Genomic DNA, 19,682 nt, shown 5'->3' on the forward strand with positions numbered 1-19,682 from the left:
TTTTCTTATACCATCTAACTCAAAAACGATGGTTTTTGAGATAAATCAAAATAGCAATAAAATTCTTGTCACTTTGCCCGATAATTTGCACATCCAATTTTAAAACCCAGCTACCTTCAAATTAGAAGATCAGCTGGGTTTCTTCATTATTTACGTCCAATTACTAAGCTATTTCGTACAGCTTCTACTACCTCGGTAGTAATGGATGTAAGGTGATTGATTTCGAGAATACGTTCAATTTGAGTAAATAGCCGATGAATGAGTCTAAAATTACCGTTTGTGACTTTCATGATGCTTGTGAGCGCCTCGTAATCGGTAAAGTCCTCTCGTTTAATGGAGATACCTAATTCATCCCATTTATATTCTAAAATATGGTGCATCTCATCTTTACTGAGCTTCTGAAATTCGTGTGCAAAACCAATGCGGGAGTATAGATGGGGGTAACGTGCTAACCGTTTTTCAATCCCTGGCATCCCGATGAATATCATGGCTAAGTCATGTTTATCATAGATATCACGAAGTTGCTCCATGTGTTGCAGTTTCAAACGATCAATTTCATCCACTATAATTAAGTGAATCCCTTCAAAAGCGTTAGAAGTGTTCATTTCCTTCTCACCAATACGCACCCGATAGACGTCTTTCACCATATTGAATCGCATCCCCATCACATGAATGGCACTGGTCAATTTCGTTGCACTAACAGGTGGGGCAGTATAAAAAAGCGTATGATAATCTAAGATTTTTTCGTCAGCATGAGCGCCCATCAATTCAGCTTTTTCATAGTTGATTTGCTTCTCGAGATAATCCCACTAGGCATACTGTCTAGCCGACAACGTTTTCCCAACACCTGGTAGACCATAACAAATGCCCATATATTGATACTGGATACAGGCATCGCAAAACTCTGCAAATCGCTTATATTCCTTCGTTTCAATAAATGTTTGTGTGTTATTCATTGAAATACCTCTTCAACTTTGACTTGGTTGGCTCAGGTTTCTCTGAATCTTCTTCTAATTGGCTTTGTTTGGACTGAACAATGTCTTCAAAGACTGTTTTCTCTGACATGATTTGGTTTTTTAACGCGCGTTTTCGTTTATTTCTAGCAGACACAATCTCTTTTAAATCCACTGTATAACCGGCGATTTCAGGAGAAATGGCGGTACATAAATAGCGATTTTCGTAAAAAACACGTATTTCAGCAAGGTCTCGTGGGTCGTAACGAATCACGACGGTTTCCCCAACGTACGCTGCAAGAGTGGTATCAATATATCGTAGTCCTTGGAAATGAATACCGTCCGAATGTACTTTTCTCGGTTTGGCAACATGAAGCAGTAACAAATCAAGGCTTTCTAAACTCTCCGGCATATTCGGTAAAAACCCTGCATCATTCCAAGCACGAATCGGCGCTTTTTTCGTTGTTCCATGAATGCGATGATGATAATGGTACATAATAAAATGGGCTAATTTTTCATCAAGCTTTTTTAATGTTAAAAGAGGATCATTGGGACGGTTTCCTACATAACCGGGTAAGTCTTGTAAAAATAATTGGTTGATGCTTGAAAAGAAGCGTTCGATTTTCCCTCGTCCTCTTGGAACACCTACAGCTGAAAATACGAGATTTATTTTTAAATCAATGGCCACTTGCTCTAAATGATTCGATGTAAAATCACTGCCATGATCGGTATAAAACTGTTCAGGGGTTCCGCAAATCGTCCAATCTAGATTTCGTTTATGCCAAATGGCTTGATGCAAAGCGAGTGCTGTTTGGATGGCAGAAGGCGCTTGGAAGGTTAAATAATAGCCAGCGATTGCTCGGCTGTAATCATCTAAAATAATCGTCAACCAAGGTCGTTCGGGTTGTCCCTTTTCATTCAGCACAAGGATATCGAGTAATGTATGGTCTGCTTGCCAAATTTCATTAGGGTAGCTCGCTTCTCTTCGATGGATTAAATCATACTGATTTTTTTCATATGCTTTTTGGCCACCATGCGCTAACGTCTTCAAGCTTTGCGAAAGAGACTGCGATACCTTATACACTTGATAATAACTCGGCAGTTGCCAGCCTTGTTTCTGACATTGCGCACAGATCATTCGATGAATAGACGTCAGCGAATTTCTTCTGTACTTCAAAATAAGTTGTTCAATCGCCACGACAATCTCCGGATCTAAATGTATTTTGCCAGCATCACTTCTTGTTTTTCGAATTAACCCTTTTAACCCAAATTGTTCATAGTCCCGAATCAAGTATTGTAGCGTTCTTTTTGCGATTCCGGTGTCTACTGTAATGACAGCCAATGTTTTCTCAGAGCGAAGGTACGGCGCAATGACGTGATACTTCGTCATCGCTGTTTGTCGTTGTTCTTCAGAATAAGCTGTTAATGGAGGAAGTTCATTCTGCATAAACATCAACCCTTCCGAGTTACAATTTTTCTGATAAAGTTATTTTTAACAGTATAAATGTCTGTTTTATGGAACCTTATTTATGAACTGAAAGTAACAGATAGCCAATGAGTTAAAAAGTATATAATCTTATGCTACAATGAATTGGCTAGATCTGTTCAAATTAGAATAAATGGAGGAGAATGTGGAGTTGGATCAACGATATATTAAGCTAAAGGAATTTCAAGATTTGTTTGAAAATATATTTAGTAAAACTAAAACTCAACATAATTTTTTCCCGAAGACAAAGTACAATCTTAGTGATGGACACATACTGATTCTCACATATCTTTATAGAGTAAAGACATGTACAGCATCAGATATTACCAAATACTTAGGAATTACTTCAGGTGGAGGAACGGTTCTTACTGACACATTACTGAGACATAATTTAATTAATCGTCTTAGATTAGAAGAAGACAGAAGAGTGGTTCAGCTATCGTTAACGACTGATGGGAAGGAGATTGTGGATCAAATTATCGAAAACCGAGCAACGGCATTTGTTAAACTTCTTCATGATTTGGAAGAAACAGAAATCGATCAAATGTTAAGTGTATTTCGTAAGCTTAATAAGAAAATAAAATAAATACACACCGCAATACTTTATAATTGATAAAAATTCTCATTGACTAATAACATAATCCTATGTTAGTTTTACTTATAAATAATATCTTAGTAAATAAGATACTTGTTAAGTAATATATAGGAGGGATAAAATTTATGTTTATCAACCAAGCACACTTCGAAGGTGACAAGTTCAATGAGGACAAAATCATAGTAAAGATAAAAAACACTATAGACCAAACGAAAGATGTTCAAGGATTGTTAGCATTAGAATGCTGGAAGAAGGAAAGTAATGACCGTGTAGAATATGTAATTGTAACAAAGTGGACAACTAAAAAAGAATTTATTACATGGTTATCAAGAGAAGAACATGTTGACGAGCATAAGGAAATGAACAAACAAAAGAAACAAGGAATCAGTGAAAACCCAATTTTGAAAAAGACCATTTTTCAATACGAGGCAGTAGAGGTTACTGAACTTTAAAAAAGTTTTGAGAGTATAGACTTTAAAATTAAAGGGGGAAGTTATGAAAATTAATATAAAATATAAACAAGCTATTTTTGCTTTCTTAATGGCTTTTAGTATAAGTATGCTTATTTCATTTATTTTGGTTTCAATAAACGTTGGTTACAATAATATTTTTCTACAGGCATGGTTAAAAAATTGGGGGATGGCATTTATTATTGCTTACTTTGGAGCATACTTTTTCCCAAGGTTTATACAAAAGATTGTTATGAAAGTGAATTTTGTGGATGAAAAGACGGAAGCTTCCAATAGTGATAAAGCTATTTTATAAATTAATGTTTTTGTTTTTAGCTGCTAATTAGCAGCTAGTTTTTAAGGTGATATGTGTTTTTTATCACAAAGATATTAGGAGGGCTAAATATGTCTGTCAATTGGGTGTCTGAACGAAAATATCAAGATGTTATTTATCAAACTTATAAAGGGATTGCAAAAATTTCCATTAATCGTCCACATGTACATAATGCCTTTACACCAAAAACTGTAATGGAATTAATTGATGCATTTTCTATTGCACGTGATGATGCAAATATTGGTGTTATTATCTTAACAGGAGAGGGTGATAAGGCATTTTGCTCAGGTGGTGATCAAAAAATACGAGGGCATGGTGGCTATATAGGAGATGATCAAATCCCTCGTTTAAATGTATTGGATTTACAGCGTTTGATACGATTTATTCCTAAACCGGTTATTGCGATGGTTTCTGGGTATGCAATTGGTGGTGGTCACGTACTTCAGGTGATTTGCGATTTGACGATTGCAGCAGATAATGCCTTTTTTGGTCAGACCGGTCCTAAAGTAGGTAGTTTCGATGGAGGATACGGTGCAAATTATTTAGCTAGAATCGTGGGGCATAAAAAGGCACGAGAAATATGGTACCTATGCCGTCAATACAATGCACAAGATGCTTTAAGTATGGGACTTGTTAATACAGTCGTTCCATTAGAACAGTTAGAAGCTGAAACGATTAAATGGTGTGAGGAACTATTAGAAAAAAGTCCTACTGCTCTTCGGTTCTTAAAAGCAGCTTTTAACGCTGATACAGATGGGCTTGCTGGTTTACAGCAACTCGCTGGTGATTCTACACTTCTCTTTTATACAACTGATGAAGCTAAAGAGGGACGGGATGCATTCAAAGAAAAACGCACCCCAGACTTTAAACAGTTTCCACGTTTCCCTTAATTAAAAATGTGAAGAATTTATGAGTGGTCTTTCGCTTTTTCTTTGAATCAAACGTAATATAGGGTTTGAAATCAATATGTTTTTTTTAAAAAAATACTGTTCCCGCAATCGCTTTATTTACTAAACTGATTAGAATAGTTCTAAAAATAATTGAATGTAAATAATTAAGAAACCCAGCTAATCTTCTCTTGAAAAGGTAGCTGGGTTTTTAAAGTTCGATGTGCAAAATAACACTTAAAATAAGGGCAAATTATCGCCTAAAGTGACAGGTATGTGTCTGTACCCCTATAAGAGATACATCTTTTTTCGATGGATATTTGATTTATAGTTTGAATAAAAAGTGTTAACGCTTACATTTTTGCAAATTGAAGTTGCAATAAGATGTACTAAACTATTTAAATATTGCGAATTATAATGAAACTATGAAAGGAGTTACTATCATGAAAGAACGGACTCAACGAGTACTTACCAGGTTTTTGACAGTAAATACCTTTTTGACTTGTGAGGATTTAAGTAAAGAGTTCAATATTAGCGAGCGTACTTTTCGAAACGAATTGGTCCTGATTAATAAATATCTGGCAGAAAATAATTATCCATCAATTACGACGACAAGAGGAAAAGGGTTGAAGTTAGACCTAACTGATGTGGATCGCGAAAAGCTCCTGTCCAAAATTGGTGATGACAGAGAAACAGATTATTATCGGCCCAATGAACGTTTTCTTGCCTTACTTTTAGATATTGCCGATACCACAAGAACGACAATGCTCTTTAAAATGGAAGAAAAACTGCAGGTATCGAAAAGTACATTGGATGAGGATATGAGAAGACTTCGTCAGTTTTTAAAGGAATATGGGATTTCTGTAGTGAGTTTAACGAAGCAAGGTATTGTATTAAAAGGCGATGAACGCTCAATACGCACTATGTTATACGATGTGATTAACAGTATGACAGATATTGCTAAACTAATGGAGTACCGAGATATAGATACAGTAAATACTTTTACAGATCAATTTGTTCTTGATTATTTGGATACAAATGCATTAAGGGTCATTGGAGAACATTATGACGAAGTCTTTGAAAAGTCCAGAGTGGAGATTAATCATGTATACCGGAATCAAAGCATTCTTTTTTTAGGTATATGGGTAAGGCGATTGCAAGAAGGAAATACCCTTAGGGAATTAGCCAAAGTTAGAGCCGAAATAAAAGAAGATCCTGTCAGAAATTTTGTCGATTCCATCTGTATGGAGTTTGGTTTATATCCATCATTAAATGAAATTAAATATACTACTTTTACAATCGAATCGTTTAATCCAAAAGATATGAATAATTCATTCGATTGGGTTACCGCACAATTATTAACTATTCAATTAATTGAGCATGTAGAAAAAGTAACCAGAATCCCCTTTTCTCAGAGAGAAGAAGATTTGTATGAAGGTTTGTATAGGCATATCACAGGGTTATTAAGCAGGGTGAAGAACGATTTACAGGTATTTAATCCGTTGAAAGACACTATTAAGGAGTCCTATGCCGAGATTTATCAGGCAGTCACTTGCTTTAGTAAGCAAATAGAGGACTACATCAAAAAAAAATTATCAGAAGATGAGATCGGGTTTTTGACCGTTTATTTTTCAACGTCTGCCAGCCAGATTAAGCAGAAAGAACAATATGTTTATCAGGCAGTTGTGCTTTGTAATCATGGGGTTTCAACTGGAAAGCTGTTGGCTGCGAATTTGAAAGAGCATTTCAATATCGAGATTGTTGCAATATTGAGTTCGTATGAATTAGCCTTTATTGACAAGCTGGATGTTGATTTAGTTTTTACGACCATTTCAATTGATTATCCAAGAAAACCTGTATTATTGCTTAATCCAATATTAAGAGAAAGTGACAAGAAGGAAATTAAAGTTTTTTTACTCAAAAATAAGAATAAGAGAAGGATCGTTTCCAATAAGTTAGATGCTACACAGCTAATGCAGGATATTTTGATGTTAATTGTAGAAAGCGGCGGTAAGGTAACAAAGGAAAGCTATCACAAAGTAGAAGATACTTTTAAAGAACATCATTTAAAAATTAATACAAGGGAGATACAGCCGATGTTGCAGGATATTTTGAGGGATTCCAACATCCTACTAAAGCAAGAATGTAAAGATTGGAAAGAGGCAATTACGAAATCTGCCCAGGTATTGTTAACAGAAGAGGTCATTGAAGAACGATATATAAACGCCATGATTAAATCTGTTGAAGAGTATGGGCCTTATATAGTAGTAGGGAAGCATTTAGCGTTAGCACACGCAAGGCCGGAAGATGGAGTAAACAAATTAGGCATTAGTGTCATGACGTTAAAGGAACCAATTAATTTTGGAAATCCGGATAATGATCCGGTGAAAATTGTTTTTTGTCTAGCCGCAGTGGATTCTTATTCGCATCTAAATGTGATGAAAAATCTGATTGAGTTAATTAATGATGAAGAGAAATTAGACCTGTTAATTACAGCACAAGATGTAAACATGTTTAATCAAGTTTTATATGGTAGTGAAGTGAGGAAGTAACAGTTTTAAAAGCAATTGATAAGTATATAACCCCAAAATTGAAAAATGAGGAGAGGGCAAAATGAAAAAAGTAAATATCTTATTTGTATGTGGAGCAGGTTTAGGAAGCAGTTTTGCTTGTCAAATGTCGGCAGAGGATGTATTAAGCAAGTTAGGTGTCAACGCCAAGCTAGATCATAGTGATATCTCGTCTGCTGTTTCAGTAAAACCCGATATTATTATTACGGCACAGAATTTCAAATCCCAATTCGAGAAATTTTCAGTTGATCCTAAACAAACGACAATTGTTTATTTGAGAAATATTGTATCTAAGGCAGAGATTGAAGAAAAAATTACCCCGGTATTAAGGGAAAAAGGCGTTTTAGCTTAAAAATAAATAGAGATAGCTAGAGATGGGGTGGGAAAAAATGAGTGTAGTTAACTTTATTATCGAAAATATTTTGACACAGGCATCTGTTACAATCGCGTTGATTGCTATGTTGGGGTTAATTTTGCAAAAGAAATCAACAGGGCAAGTTATTTCTGGTTCTTTAAAGACGATGTTAGGGTTTATGGTATTGTCCGCAGGTTCTAGCATTATTGTTGGTAGTTTAGTCTATTTCGGTCATATTTTTACAGAAGGTTTCCATATGCAAGGGATTATTCCTTCGATTGAAGCTATTAATGGCCAAGCAATGAATGAGTTAGGATTGGGTCGTGATATCGCACTAACTTTCTTAGCTATCTTTGTTTTTAATATTATCATTGCACGGTTCACTAAATGGAAATACATCTTTTTAACTGGTCAGGCAATTCTTTGGATGGCTACTATGACAACAGTATTTGGTTACTTTGCAGGTTTACGTGGTGTTGCATTGATTTTAGTAGGCGGTTTCATTGGGGCCGTATTTGCGGTAGCTATGCCCGCGATTGCACAACCATTTGTTCGTAAGATTACTGGTATGGATGATATTGCTTTAGGACACTTTTGTACGGTTGGGTATGTGTTTGAAGCAGGTGTAGCGAAACTAGTTGGGGGAAAAGGCGAAAAGAAAAAATCTGTTGAAGATTTGAAATTACCAGCTCAATTTGAATTCTTACAAGATACCTATCTATCTTTGATGGTGGTAATGACTCCTCTTTATATTATTACAGCAGCGTTTGCAGGTGAAAAGTTCGCTTCTACATTATCAGGAGATACCAATTATTTAATGTTTGCGTTCTTACAATCTATCCAATTCGTAGTTGGAGTGTATGTATTATTAGCAGGAGTTCGCTTATTACTAGGTGAAATTGTTCCGGCATTTAGAGGGATTGCCATGCGGTTGGTCCCAAATGCAATTCCTGCATTAGATTGTCCAGTCCTATTTCCATTTAGCCCTAATGCAGTCATTGTAGGGTTTATCACAACTACTATAGGTTCGATTATTGCAATGTTTGTATTACCTGTCTTTGGGTTGGCGATGATCTTACCAGGTATGCTTACAGCTTTCTTCGCGGGGGGTACCGCCGGTATATTTGGTAACTTAACAGGTGGTATTCGTGGAGCAATTATTGGTGGTGTTGTACATGGTTTCTTCATTACATTATTACCAGCACTATTAGTAACAACATTCAATTCTATGGGGTTTGTCAATGCAACAGCAACAGATGTTGATACAGTAACAGCTGCTTTGCTATATGCATGGCTCATTGGTCCACTTTTAAAAGCTTTCTAGGATGTAGGTAGAGAAAAGGAGGCACAAGTAATGTTTGGATTTGGAAAGAAAAAACCTAAAGAACCGAAAAAAGAAACAACCGAAGAGGTATTGTTAACAGTTGAACGAAAAGAAGAGTTATTACGTACCATTTCCTTTAAAAAAGAAGAAGTAAATCAAGTAGCTGGAGAAAAACAAGCAAAAATTTATGAGGAGATTGGCTTAGCATTTAATGAACTTGGTGAAGAAGATCATGCTATTGATTCTTTAGAAAAAAGTATTCAGGCCAAAAAGTCATTAGGTAATGGTTACAAAACTTTATTAAAACTTTATAACAAGAAGCGTGCAGAAGCAGCAAAAGTGAATAATGAAGAATTATTACAGATATATCTAAAGAAAATGGATCAAATGATGCAAGTTTCTAAAGAGGTTACTCGTGGTGTTCGATAAGGAAGAAAATAAAAGATTAGTATAAAGGGAGAGTAATTGATCATGTATACAACATTAAAAGAAGTAACACGTAGGGCTGAAGAATTGAATTATACAGTTGGTTCATTTAATGCACATAATTTAGAGATGTTACCTGATATGATCCGTGCAGCAAAAGAGCAAGGAGCACCAATTATTATTCAAACAAGTATAGATACTGCGAAATACATTGGTCATGAAAATATTGTTGCTGTATGTAAAACGATGGCCACAAATGAAATGGTAGATGTGGTATTGCATTTAGACCATGCAAGGGATTTTGATGATATTAAAGAGGCAATCCATAAAGGATATACATCAGTGATGTTTGATGGTTCTCATTTACCATTCAAAGAGAACATTATGAAAACAAGAGCAGTAGTAGAATATGCACACAAATATGGTGTTTCAGTAGAGGGCGAACTAGGGACTATTGGCGGTACTGAAGAAGGGATTCATGTAGATGAGAATGATAAGGTTTATACTGACCCAAAAGATGCAGAAGAGTTTGTTAAAGCAACAGGGGTAGATGCTTTGGCCATTGCCATTGGTACTAATCATGGTCAATATAAATCTAAAACAGAAGTAAATCTACCACTATTAAAAGAAATCAACGCTGTAGTAGATGTACCTTTAGTTATTCATGGGGGTACAGGTGTTAATGAAATGGATGTACATGAATTAATTAATAACGGGATTCGTAAATTTAATGTAGGTACTGAGTTGTTAGTAACATGGACGAAAACAGCGAAAGAAACATTCGGAGAAACAAAAGTAACGAAATCATTACGACATAATATTATTCCATGTAATCAGGCAGTAAAAGAAATTGTCAAACATAAAATTGGAATCTTCATGAATAAAGAAGACCGAACCCTCCAAGTAAAATAATGACATAAAAAGTTCATTAGTCTTTTTCATAAGGGTTGGTGAAGATGTGGCTAATAAAGAGAGTACTAGGAATTCCTTGTACTCTTTCTTTATTCGTTAGATATGAGGTGGTAAGATGGATCAAGTCTTAATCTTATTAGCAGGTTTACCTGGAACAGGAAAAACCTACTTAAGTAATATCCTCAATAGTAAATTAGGGTCATTTTATAATCTTTCTCAGGATGACTTGAAAGAATATTATTGTGATATGTATGGTTATCGTAATCTAGAAGAAAAGCAGAAGATAGAAAAGATAGCATGGGCGAAGTACTTTGAAATAATGGAACAGCAAATGCAAGTAGGTAGCAATATTATGTCTGATTATCCTTTTAGTCAAAAACAAAAGCCTCATATTCAGCAATTAGTAGAAAGATATAGTTATGAGGTTGTTACTATTCGGTTAATTGCAGATTTAGATGTATTGTTTGAACGACAAAAAAAGCGAGATTTGGATCCGACAAGGCATTTGAGTCATATCGTAACTTCCTACAAAAAAGGGGATCAGTTAGCTGATAGAAGTATTGCAGATAACTTATTGAACTATGAGGAATTTATAAAAAGATGTACAACGAGAGGATATGACACGTTTGAATTAGGAACTTTATATGAAGTGGATGTATCAGATTTTACAAAAGTGAATTATTCTATGTTGTTGGAAGATATAAGACTGGGGTACATTAAAATGTACATTTCTGGAACTAGCAAAGAATTTTAAAATCCAAAACTTAGGGGCTTTTTAATCTCATTAATATTATTCTTCTCTTTGAGCATATAACCCTTGGTGCAGAATTTAAGGGCTTGAAGGATACGATTTTACTGTAGAGAATGTCCTGACAAAGTAAGAGAATTATCGAATTTCTTCACTTATAAAATAAAAGAGTTTTTTAAAGATGGAGGAATAAAAATGGTTGAAAAAATATATTCATAATTAGCGATTCTGGAATTCATGCAAGACCTGCGACCTTATTAGTTAATATGGTTAAGCCATTTTCTTCAGATGTGATCCTTGAGTATAAAGGAAAACAGGTAGACTTAAAATCAATTTTGGGTGTAATCTCGCTAGGAATCCCGCAGGGAGAAACAATTAAATAATTGTTCAAGGCGATGATGCAGAAGAAGCGCTGTCTAATATTGATGAAATGATGAAAATAGAAGGCCTAGGTGTATAAAATCAGTTTCAAATTCGATAATCTAATTCTCCCCTGAATGGAAAATGCGAATAATAAATTTAGCTAAATCAAAGGCATTCCTTTAATAAAAATATTTCTCTGGAGCAAATCGTAAATGGGTTTGCTCTTATTTAATTGAGCGATACAAAGTGGCACCCGGATACAAATTCTTATACGTATGATGCAGCGAATCAGCTTTCCTCTATTAACCGGACGACCATTACACATGATAAAAATGGGAATTTAACCAATGATGGAAAGCGGATATTAGTGTATGATGCGGAAGACCGGTTAGTAGAGGTCAAAGAAGGAACGACTACGGTTGCCAAATATCAGTATAATTCAGAAGGACTACGCATTAGCAAAACAACAGTATCTACAACTGTTAATTATACGTATGATGAGAATGCCAATGTTGTACTCGAAACAGATCAAAGTGGAGCAGTTCTTGCATCATATGTTTACGACAACGGGAACCGTCCACTAACGATGACGAAGTCCGGAAAAACCTATACATTCCATGCAAATGCACATGGAGATATTACTTCAGTAACAGATGCTGCAGGAACAGTAGTGGCATGTTTTGAATACGATGCATGGGGCAACCAGCTAAAGGAATCCGGTAATTTTACCTCACAGGTACCATTCCGTTATGCAGGATATCGATATGATTCTGAAACGAAGCTTTATTATTTACAACAGCGTTATTATAATTCTGAAATTGGAAGGTTTTTAACATTAGATCCCCAACTGGGAGAAAAAGAGAATCCAATTACTCAAAATAGTTATTCTTACGCAGTTAATAATCCAGTTATGTTGGTTGATCCTGATGGGGAAAGGGCATATGGGATGACATTAGTTTTAACTGGAAATAAAAGACACATGTACGCCCATAAAAAAGGAATGAAAGCATTAAAAAAATCATATACGAGTGATGGTTATAGTGGGTTTGTTGGAAGAGCTTCTGGTGGCGCATATGAGGCGACTAACGCTTACAGGAAGAATAAAAAGTCTGTAAAGAAAGCCAGAGGTAGGGTATTGAAGAAGAGTAAGCCAAGTAGATTAGCTTTCAAAGTAGCAAGAAGAGGGATCCTAGGACCTGCCGCCTGGGGTGGCGATATTTATACTTATGGTCGTGCTTACTATAAAGGAGCTAAAAGTTATAAAAAAAGAAAGCGATAAGGTGGTTTAATTGTCTAATATAGTGATTGGTGCAGTATTTATAATAATAACTATGGTTAAAACAATTAGAAATAAAGAATATATATGGTTAATATGCTTATTACCAGTGGTGTGTTTAATAGTTTTTTCCCTTACAGATATTCTAGACTTCATACCAAAATTGTTAAAGATGATTTCTTCTTATATTCTTTTCATACTGACTATCATTTATTGTGTTTTTTATAGTATGAGAAATCAAGTTGATTGAACTTTAGTTATAATCAGTTGTTTTATATTTATTACTAAAAATTATAGATAAATGTTTAGGTCTAGGTCTTAACTAATAGAAAAAGTAAATTTGTTAAAGTTTATAATTGGAAAACGTATAATTCTTTTGTGAAAGCAATGGGGTTATACGTTTTTTTTATTATCAGTAGAGGGAAAGGGAAAGAATCTATTTCACGACTACGTTCCTGTAATCTATGTGACAATATATAATCTTTAGAACCTTGGAAACAATATTGTTCATAAGTTGCTAGCATAACTTTGTCTACATCGGTCGAGCGTGACTGCTCCGGAGTATCAGCGGATAACATAAGTATCATTTTGTAATTCATTTGGAAAACTCCTCTTCTATTTAAATGAGAACACAAAAATAGCCACCTCCGATTGTTACCGGAAGTGACTATTCTTCTTGTTTATGCATATGAGCTTCAACCTAATACACCGCTTCTTTAAATGGCGGCCTCGTTTTATCGTTTGCTATGAGCATGATAAAACTAAAGACTTCTTCATCCGGAACGATTAAATCTTAGCCGTTCAAATCTAAGAAGGTGAATACTGCTAAATAAGAAGTTCGTTTATTACCATCTTTAAAACAATGACCACGTTTTATCAATTTAGCGCATGGAAATTATTTGTAAATAATATTATGTTTCTGAAGTATGAAAAAAGGAGAAAAAATTCAATTATTATTAACTGAAAATTCTTAATTCGCACCAAAATAAGTGTATAATATTAAAAACAGTTATCTAAGTTTGCGGGTTACTATTTCTTAATAAGGAGGCGATACTCTTAAACATGTATGGAAATTTAAAATATTAGTAGGGTGCAGAAAAGGAGAAATTAATTAGTCTAGAAAGGAATTTAATCAGCTACAGTAGCCAATGCGGGTTTAGGTATTGTGTTAATTAATTAATACATATTTTAATTGAATACAACACGAAATGACTCGCTAAAGGGCTGAACAAATCCTGTTGAAAGCGGTTTAATTTTATAACGTTGAACAAACCACATCGATAAAAATATTCTTTATAAAATTTGATAAGCTCCCCCAGCAAGTAACACTACATAAATTTGACCTTCCGAAACTAGTGCTGCAATAGGAGAGCGAATCCCAATAAAATAAACATTGAACGACTTGGTGGGATATATACAAAAAAATCATACTGGAGGTTTTAGGATGAAAAAGAAAAAAGCATTATCCGGCCTGATGGCTGTGAGTTTACTAACAGTAATACCGTGGAGTTCTGGACATGCTGAGAAACCTCAATGGACAAATCTGAATACATATGAGGAACAGGACGGAAGCAAGTTTAATAGCGAAAACTATGACTTTGTGAAATTTTCACAAATTGGTTCCAAATTAAAAGAGATTGAAAAACTTTCAAACCGTGTGAAAGTTGAAGTCCGTGGAACATCAGCTGATGGAAACCCACTCTATGTTGTCACGATTGCCGACCCAACAACACAAGGAAAGTTCGGAAAAGTGAAGGCACTTAGAAAGCAAATGTTTAAGAATCCAGGCAAAGCTCAAGAATGGGTTGCCAATAATCCTGACTTTAAAGTTCCAATCATGATTAATGGTTCTATTCATGGGACTGAATTTGTCGGAAGCGATGCAATCCTTCAATTAATTGAACGTTTTGCTACCCAAAATGATGAAACAACCAAAGACGTTTTAGAGAATAATATTCTTATTTTCAATGTCGTACAAAACCCTGATGGACGTATTGATGCCACCCGCTTTAATGGCGAAGGAATTGACATAAATCGTGACTTTATCACCCAATCGCAGCCAGAAACGAAAGAGATGGTTGAGCTCATTAAAGAATGGAACCCGATGGTGTTCCTTGATACTCATGGTTATGTGAAGAATTATCAGCCAAATCTGCAGGGGTTAATTGAGCCTTGTACGCCACCGCATAATCCTAATTACGAGTATGACTTATACGGAAAATGGGCCTATAAACAGGCAGAAGCGATGGAAGCGGAAATAATGAAGGATCATGAGAACTATTCAGGATCCTTGTATCAAAACATGAAAGGTACCTATATTCCGCTGCGCGATGACTCCGCTGGCTGGGATGATTACCCACCAATTTTCACACCAATGTATGCGATGTATCATGGTGCTTACGGTCATACATTAGAAGCTCCAACAAATGATTGGGACGGCGTACGATGGATGTATAATTCGATTATGGGAGCACTGAAATTTGCAACAGCCAACAAGCAATCCATGATTACTGATCAAATTGAAGTTTTTAAAAGAGGAATTAACTTTGACCATCCTTTTCATAAGGAAGGGTTATTTCCAAAAGCCTACATACTTCCACTAGACCCTAAGGATCCGACTGTTACGAATAAGGCTGTAAATCATTTGATCAATAATGATATTGAAGTTGTTCAAGCTGTGAATGCATTTGAAGCGGATGGAGTGTTATATCCAAAAGGAACTTATCTCGTTGAGATGGACCAGGCGAAAGCCGGATTAGCAAACACGATGCTCTGGGATGGGGAAGACATCACGAACGATACCCCAGCAATGTACGACATTTCCGCATGGAGCTTACCGGAGCTTTGGGGATTCGAGGCAGTAGCCACACAAAATCCTATTAAAGTCAATGCAACGAAAGTAAACCAGATTACAGGTCAAGGCAAGGTTTCAGGAAAAGGACCGTTTATGATTCCGAACAGCTCTGTCAAATCGGTAAATTTAGTAAATAGATTGCTTAAGCAAGGAATACCTATTGTACGTGATGCACAAGGTAACTTCTTTGCAAAAACAGTAGCTAATCAGGTATCAGCAGCGGTGAAAGAATCTGGGTTACAGGTTGGAACTGCTGATGTACCAGCAGATGCAGTGGCTATTACGTCTTTAAAAGTGGCTATATTAAAGGATGGAGGTATGGGTAAACAGAAATCACACGCAGGAACAAAGCTTGCTTTGAAAAGACTAGGTTTTGATGTGACAGAAGTTACGCCAGTCGAAGTGGCTAAAAATCCCCTTAACGGTTTTGATATTTTTGTCTATAGTGGAACGGAAAGTCTCATTTCTACTAACCTTTCCGAAGCTAATAAAGAATTTGGATTACAGAACGCCGGGCAACTTAATGCATTTAAAGACAATGTGAAAAGCTTCTTAAATGAAGGAGGCAAATATATAGCTGTAGGTGCTGGTGCATCTAGAGCAACTAAAACACTCGGTCTTACAGACGACATCATTAATGTAGGAGGTTCCAACAGTAATGGTATCGTAAAAGTCGATTATGAGGGAACTGGTTTAACAGCAGGTTATGGAGAAAATGATATCGGATTTGTCTATCGTCCAACATGGTTCACGGATACTGGTAATGATGAAATTGTCGCGACCCTTGCAGATTCAGATAATTTCTTCGTAGCTGGTCACTGGCAAAATAACATAACCGCCAAGGGCCAAGCCGTAATCGTAAAAGAACAGAATAAAGATGTAACTCTTATTGGGTTAGAAGCAGGTTTCCGCGACCACCCGGATTACTTGTTCCGTCTTCTATCTAATGCAATTTTCGAAAAATAGTAGGATTAGCCAAAGCCGGATTCAGCAATGAATTCGGCTTTGGTAATTTAAAAAATGCTGAACGCTTGCTCTGAACTCATTACTTTTAAATCATCTGTTGCAAAATCCCTGAAGGACAATAAGTAGTTTTTTAGCCGATTAAAAATGGTGACTACTCTTATAATTCATAAGCTGGATATGGATTAACTAACCAGAAATCATTATAGATGAAGTTAAATGATTGGATTAGCGAACAAAATAATTAACTTGCAAAGGGGGCTGTCGTTCTCCTTTTATGTTTTAAACGACGTATCGGCCCTAGGAGGTTTGTACGGGTGAGTACACCTAGATAATTTCAAAGGAGTGAAAGATGGTAAACAATTTATCTTTGCGTGAAATATCTATATTCTTTATTTAATAAGGTAAAAGGAATTCAATAAAGGAAATAAAATAATAATAATGGATCAGGTAATACTGCTTAACTTCCTGATTCATTTTTTTATTTAAGTAGTCTTAGATATGATACGGGGACCTCATTAAATAAACACTCATTTTAAATCTCTCAAGCGGTTTAGTAGCAGTAGTTAATACCGGTGATTAATAATGATAAAAAACCTGTAGTTTTTTGTCTAGTTGTAGAAGAAGGAGCATTAAGCTGGATAGCTGTTTCCGACATACTCGACCCATTCCAGGGTCGAGTATGTCTTTTTTCGCTTTGTCTAAGCGTAAACTTTATAGGATATGAGGTCTGATACTTATAGACTGACTACTTTACTTGAAATTGATGTAGCCCGGTGGTGAATTTATATTCATTTTGCTTGAGCTAAGTTATGTTTCCCCTAAAATATTAATAATTCTTTTATCTGGAGTCACAGTAGCGGGAGTGCTTTAATCCCTCTTTTTGTATTCAATATATTAAATAGGAAGAAATACGGATAGATTTACGTAAACAAATGTAAATACTGTTAAAAAGTTTGTTTGCAAAGTAAGTAATATAGCAATTTTTCCTTATTGGAAAAAATAACTTCATTGTTAAATTATTGTTATTACCTTATAATTTTCTAGAAACATATGAAATGTTATGAATAGGAGAAAAGTATGAAAAAACTGTGGACCATTTTAGTTTCATTTACGTTGTTGATTAGCTTATTCCCGCAATTAGCATCGGCGGCACCAAGCAAGAATTTTGAGAAAGAACTTACAAAGTATTTAAAAGAGGTAAGCCTTGTCAGGGGTTTTGAAGTGACGAAGGATGATATTGAAACATCTCTTTCTTTTTACGATGAAAGTATTGAGAACTTTGAATCTATTGGTGATCTAAAAGAAGCCTTGGGCGAAGTTATTAAGGCTGATTTGAGTAATTTAGATGCCATTTATGAAGATTATAATCTAACTAAAGAGAGCCTAATTAATCTATTACACGAAAATGGCGAAGAACTAGACGATTATATCTTTATCTGGGACCTCGATGAAACTGTTTATTTCTATACAGAAGAGACAGAAGAGGGCGATTTTGAACGCGATCCGAACTTTGACAAAGAATTAGTCAATTATTTAGCCAAGGTTAGCAAGGAAAGAGGCTTCCAAGTAACACAAGAAGATATCGAAGCGTCATTGAAACCCTATGATTTTAGTACGGAAGAATTTGAATCTGTCGAAGAGCTTAGCGAATTCCTAGGTGACGTCATAAAGGCAGATCTAAGCAACTTAGATTATTTTAATGAGAATTATGGATTGGATAAACAAGCCTTGATTCAAATGTTAAAAGAAAATGGTGAAAATATTAACGATTATATATACATAGATAATCTTGAAGAAACTGTTTGGAACCTTACTGGCGGAGGGATTGATGGCGAAGTTGCCGAAGATCTTCTACCTATTTTCGAGCAGGAACTCGGTCTAACGGAAGAGGAACTACAGCGGCTTGAAGACCACTTGATGTCTTTGGAAGACCATCTTTCCAACCCAGAAACAGTCAAGCAACTTGAAGAATTGGGCAACCGCATGATGGCTTTCGAGGAATTTGATGTAGCAACCGAGCTTACAGCCGAACAGATTGCTGAAATGGCCTCAATCTATGAAGAATTACTTTCCATCTTTAAGCTTAATGTTTCCTATTCCCTTGTGAAAAGTGGCTCGGAATCACCTGTATCCCTTTTGGATTTAATGAAATTGGAAGAATTGAAGGGTGCTAACCTGAAAATATCGATATATAATACTGACGGGAAGTTCTTGGCTGATCTGTTAATAACAGGTGATATGGTCGATTCTGATAATCTTACTAATGCAGGCGGACAAATAAAGGAATCTGCGAAAGAGGTACAAAAGACCATTGAAAAGGCACCAGTTGCTAAACCAGTAAAACAAAAAATCAGTGGCCATACTAATTCAGAACATCAAACCGTAAAAGGGGCTAAACTGCCAAATACCGCTTCCAATTATTTGCCTAGTGCCCTTTTCGGACTATTTCTAGTCTTGTTCGGAAGCTTGATGTATCGAAAAATCAGGAAAGCTTAATATGAAACAATTAAAGAAAAAGCGGTTACTGCTGCTTTCTTGTACAATTGCCATCATTCTATTTGGGGTTTGGTTTTCAACATCCAATATGTATAAGTTTGCAAAAGGCTACTTTCTTTACAAGACTCATGCTCCAAGTAGCCAAGTAAATGAAACTGTACAGAAACCACCAAGTGATAAACCAACAATTGATAAAACAACAAGTAATAACACAACAAAGAAAGAGCTATATCCTGTCCGCCCTAAAACGGGTGAAGAAATCGGGGAGCTGTATATACCCAAACTAAAAACAAAACTCCCTATTTTCCATGGCACAAATGAGGATGAATTGGAAAAAGGCGTTGGTCACTTTGCAGGAAGTGTGTTACCTGGCGAAAATGACAATTCCGTACTTTCCGGTCATAGAGATACGGTATTCCGTAAACTCGGGCAAGTGGGCGAAGGAGATTTGTTGATAGTAAGAACATCGGCAGGAGAGTTCACATACAAAGTCAACAAAGTTCGAATTGTGGATGAGGATGATCGAACCGTAATCGTACCAAAGCCACGGGCAACGCTAACCGTCAGTACCTGTTACCCTTTCGATTATATTGGGTCAGCACCTGAACGCTATATCCTTGTCGCGTATTTAACTTCAAAAACAGTAAGTTAATCAAATGTACTAAAAAAAGCGTCCCAATAAGGAAAC

At 35.8% G+C, this 19,682-nt stretch carries 18 protein-coding genes and 1 pseudogene; 15 read left to right on the forward strand and 4 right to left on the reverse strand.

Annotated features, from left to right (window positions below; translation table 11 throughout):
- Positions 1–146 precede the first annotated feature (146 nt).
- From MKX49_RS07285 to MKX49_RS07295, 3 genes are read right to left on the reverse strand one after another with little or no spacing between them, the layout of a single operon-like run.
- Positions 147–788 (reverse strand): AAA family ATPase, encoded by a 642-nt coding sequence (locus MKX49_RS07285; RefSeq protein ID WP_340878491.1) that lies wholly within the window; start codon positions 786–788, stop codon positions 147–149.
- A 21-nt stretch (positions 789–809) separates the two neighbouring features.
- Positions 810–956 carry a hypothetical protein gene (locus MKX49_RS07290; RefSeq protein WP_340875851.1) on the reverse strand — a complete coding sequence of 49 codons (147 nt, stop codon included), beginning with the start codon at positions 954–956 and terminating at the stop codon, positions 810–812.
- Entirely contained in the window at positions 949–2,400 is a 1,452-nt protein-coding gene (locus tag MKX49_RS07295) for a Mu transposase C-terminal domain-containing protein (protein WP_340875853.1), read from the reverse strand. The genes MKX49_RS07290 and MKX49_RS07295 overlap by 8 nt, the downstream gene beginning before the upstream one ends.
- Positions 2,401–2,584: 184 nt before the next feature.
- On the opposite strand from MKX49_RS07295, the gene MKX49_RS07300 reads away from it, so the two are divergent.
- From MKX49_RS07300 to MKX49_RS07355, 12 genes and pseudogenes are all read left to right on the forward strand, one after another.
- The gene (locus tag MKX49_RS07300) at positions 2,585–3,025 is read left to right on the forward strand and encodes a MarR family winged helix-turn-helix transcriptional regulator (RefSeq protein WP_340875854.1); all 441 of its coding nucleotides are present in this window, start codon (positions 2,585–2,587) and stop codon (positions 3,023–3,025) included.
- Between the two features lie 134 nt (positions 3,026–3,159).
- Positions 3,160–3,486 carry an antibiotic biosynthesis monooxygenase gene (locus tag MKX49_RS07305; protein ID WP_340875855.1) on the forward strand — a complete coding sequence of 109 codons (327 nt, stop codon included), beginning with the start codon at positions 3,160–3,162 and terminating at the stop codon, positions 3,484–3,486.
- A 43-nt stretch (positions 3,487–3,529) separates the two neighbouring features.
- Positions 3,530–3,799 (forward strand): DUF2798 domain-containing protein, encoded by a 270-nt coding sequence (locus MKX49_RS07310; RefSeq protein ID WP_340875856.1) that lies wholly within the window; start codon positions 3,530–3,532, stop codon positions 3,797–3,799.
- Positions 3,800–3,888: 89 nt separating this feature from the next.
- Positions 3,889–4,707 (forward strand): 1,4-dihydroxy-2-naphthoyl-CoA synthase, encoded by an 819-nt coding sequence (gene menB / locus MKX49_RS07315; RefSeq protein ID WP_340875858.1) that lies wholly within the window; start codon positions 3,889–3,891, stop codon positions 4,705–4,707.
- Between the two features lie 440 nt (positions 4,708–5,147).
- Positions 5,148–7,256, forward strand: coding sequence for a BglG family transcription antiterminator (locus tag MKX49_RS07320; RefSeq protein ID WP_323599287.1), 2,109 nt, complete (start codon positions 5,148–5,150; stop codon positions 7,254–7,256).
- 61 nt (positions 7,257–7,317) lie between these two features.
- The gene (locus MKX49_RS07325; RefSeq protein WP_057276240.1) at positions 7,318–7,626 is read left to right on the forward strand and encodes a PTS sugar transporter subunit IIB; all 309 of its coding nucleotides are present in this window, start codon (positions 7,318–7,320) and stop codon (positions 7,624–7,626) included.
- Positions 7,627–7,663: 37 nt separating this feature from the next.
- On the forward strand, positions 7,664–8,953 hold the full coding sequence (locus tag MKX49_RS07330; RefSeq protein WP_057276239.1) for a PTS sugar transporter subunit IIC: 1,290 nt from the start codon (positions 7,664–7,666) through the stop codon (positions 8,951–8,953).
- A gap of 30 nt (positions 8,954–8,983) precedes the next feature.
- The gene (locus tag MKX49_RS07335; protein ID WP_057276238.1) at positions 8,984–9,382 is read left to right on the forward strand and encodes a hypothetical protein; all 399 of its coding nucleotides are present in this window, start codon (positions 8,984–8,986) and stop codon (positions 9,380–9,382) included.
- A 42-nt stretch (positions 9,383–9,424) separates the two neighbouring features.
- The gene (locus MKX49_RS07340; RefSeq protein ID WP_057276237.1) at positions 9,425–10,291 is read left to right on the forward strand and encodes a class II fructose-bisphosphate aldolase; all 867 of its coding nucleotides are present in this window, start codon (positions 9,425–9,427) and stop codon (positions 10,289–10,291) included.
- Between the two features lie 115 nt (positions 10,292–10,406).
- Complete coding sequence (locus MKX49_RS07345) at positions 10,407–11,045, forward strand: AAA family ATPase (RefSeq protein WP_340875859.1); 639 nt, start codon at positions 10,407–10,409, stop codon at positions 11,043–11,045.
- A gap of 203 nt (positions 11,046–11,248) precedes the next feature.
- A pseudogene (locus tag MKX49_RS07350) lies at positions 11,249–11,499 on the forward strand (HPr family phosphocarrier protein).
- 135 nt (positions 11,500–11,634) lie between these two features.
- Positions 11,635–12,681 carry an RHS repeat domain-containing protein gene (locus MKX49_RS07355; protein WP_340875860.1) on the forward strand — a complete coding sequence of 349 codons (1,047 nt, stop codon included), beginning with the start codon at positions 11,635–11,637 and terminating at the stop codon, positions 12,679–12,681.
- A 347-nt stretch (positions 12,682–13,028) separates the two neighbouring features.
- Here the strand turns inward: MKX49_RS07355 and MKX49_RS07360 are convergent, their stop codons facing one another.
- On the reverse strand, positions 13,029–13,277 hold the full coding sequence (locus MKX49_RS07360; protein WP_340875861.1) for a hypothetical protein: 249 nt from the start codon (positions 13,275–13,277) through the stop codon (positions 13,029–13,031).
- 845 nt (positions 13,278–14,122) lie between these two features.
- On the opposite strand from MKX49_RS07360, the gene MKX49_RS07365 reads away from it, so the two are divergent.
- The 3 genes from MKX49_RS07365 (at position 14,123) to MKX49_RS07375 (ending at position 19,646) form a co-directional block, all read left to right on the forward strand.
- Positions 14,123–16,498 (forward strand): M14 family zinc carboxypeptidase, encoded by a 2,376-nt coding sequence (locus tag MKX49_RS07365; RefSeq protein ID WP_340875862.1) that lies wholly within the window; start codon positions 14,123–14,125, stop codon positions 16,496–16,498.
- A gap of 1,077 nt (positions 16,499–17,575) precedes the next feature.
- Positions 17,576–18,994 carry a processed acidic surface protein gene (locus MKX49_RS07370; RefSeq protein ID WP_340875863.1) on the forward strand — a complete coding sequence of 473 codons (1,419 nt, stop codon included), beginning with the start codon at positions 17,576–17,578 and terminating at the stop codon, positions 18,992–18,994.
- 1 nt (position 18,995) lies between these two features.
- On the forward strand, positions 18,996–19,646 hold the full coding sequence (locus MKX49_RS07375) for a class D sortase (protein ID WP_340875864.1): 651 nt from the start codon (positions 18,996–18,998) through the stop codon (positions 19,644–19,646).
- The last annotated feature ends 36 nt before the right edge of the window (positions 19,647–19,682 follow it).

This window comes from Peribacillus sp. FSL M8-0224 (genome assembly GCF_038003055.1).
GTDB classification, from domain to species: Bacteria; Bacillota; Bacilli; order Bacillales; family DSM-1321; genus Peribacillus; species Peribacillus frigoritolerans.

What these genes read in the sequence shown, in the direction of transcription:
- MKX49_RS07335 (WP_057276238.1), top strand. Translation starts at nt 8,984, where the DNA reads ATGTTTGGATTTGGAAAGAAAAAACCTAAAGAACCGAAAAAAGAAACA.
- MKX49_RS07295 (WP_340875853.1), bottom strand. Translation starts at nt 2,400, where the DNA reads ATGCAGAATGAACTTCCTCCATTAACAGCTTATTCTGAAGAACAACGA.
- MKX49_RS07320 (WP_323599287.1), top strand. Translation starts at nt 5,148, where the DNA reads ATGAAAGAACGGACTCAACGAGTACTTACCAGGTTTTTGACAGTAAAT.
- menB (WP_340875858.1), top strand. Translation starts at nt 3,889, where the DNA reads ATGTCTGTCAATTGGGTGTCTGAACGAAAATATCAAGATGTTATTTAT.
- MKX49_RS07375 (WP_340875864.1), top strand. Translation starts at nt 18,996, where the DNA reads ATGAAACAATTAAAGAAAAAGCGGTTACTGCTGCTTTCTTGTACAATT.
- MKX49_RS07345 (WP_340875859.1), top strand. Translation starts at nt 10,407, where the DNA reads ATGGATCAAGTCTTAATCTTATTAGCAGGTTTACCTGGAACAGGAAAA.
- MKX49_RS07290 (WP_340875851.1), bottom strand. Translation starts at nt 956, where the DNA reads ATGAATAACACACAAACATTTATTGAAACGAAGGAATATAAGCGATTT.
- MKX49_RS07360 (WP_340875861.1), bottom strand. Translation starts at nt 13,277, where the DNA reads ATGAATTACAAAATGATACTTATGTTATCCGCTGATACTCCGGAGCAG.
- MKX49_RS07330 (WP_057276239.1), top strand. Translation starts at nt 7,664, where the DNA reads ATGAGTGTAGTTAACTTTATTATCGAAAATATTTTGACACAGGCATCT.
- MKX49_RS07310 (WP_340875856.1), top strand. Translation starts at nt 3,530, where the DNA reads ATGAAAATTAATATAAAATATAAACAAGCTATTTTTGCTTTCTTAATG.
- MKX49_RS07340 (WP_057276237.1), top strand. Translation starts at nt 9,425, where the DNA reads ATGTATACAACATTAAAAGAAGTAACACGTAGGGCTGAAGAATTGAAT.
- MKX49_RS07325 (WP_057276240.1), top strand. Translation starts at nt 7,318, where the DNA reads ATGAAAAAAGTAAATATCTTATTTGTATGTGGAGCAGGTTTAGGAAGC.
- MKX49_RS07305 (WP_340875855.1), top strand. Translation starts at nt 3,160, where the DNA reads ATGTTTATCAACCAAGCACACTTCGAAGGTGACAAGTTCAATGAGGAC.
- MKX49_RS07370 (WP_340875863.1), top strand. Translation starts at nt 17,576, where the DNA reads ATGAAAAAACTGTGGACCATTTTAGTTTCATTTACGTTGTTGATTAGC.
- MKX49_RS07365 (WP_340875862.1), top strand. Translation starts at nt 14,123, where the DNA reads ATGAAAAAGAAAAAAGCATTATCCGGCCTGATGGCTGTGAGTTTACTA.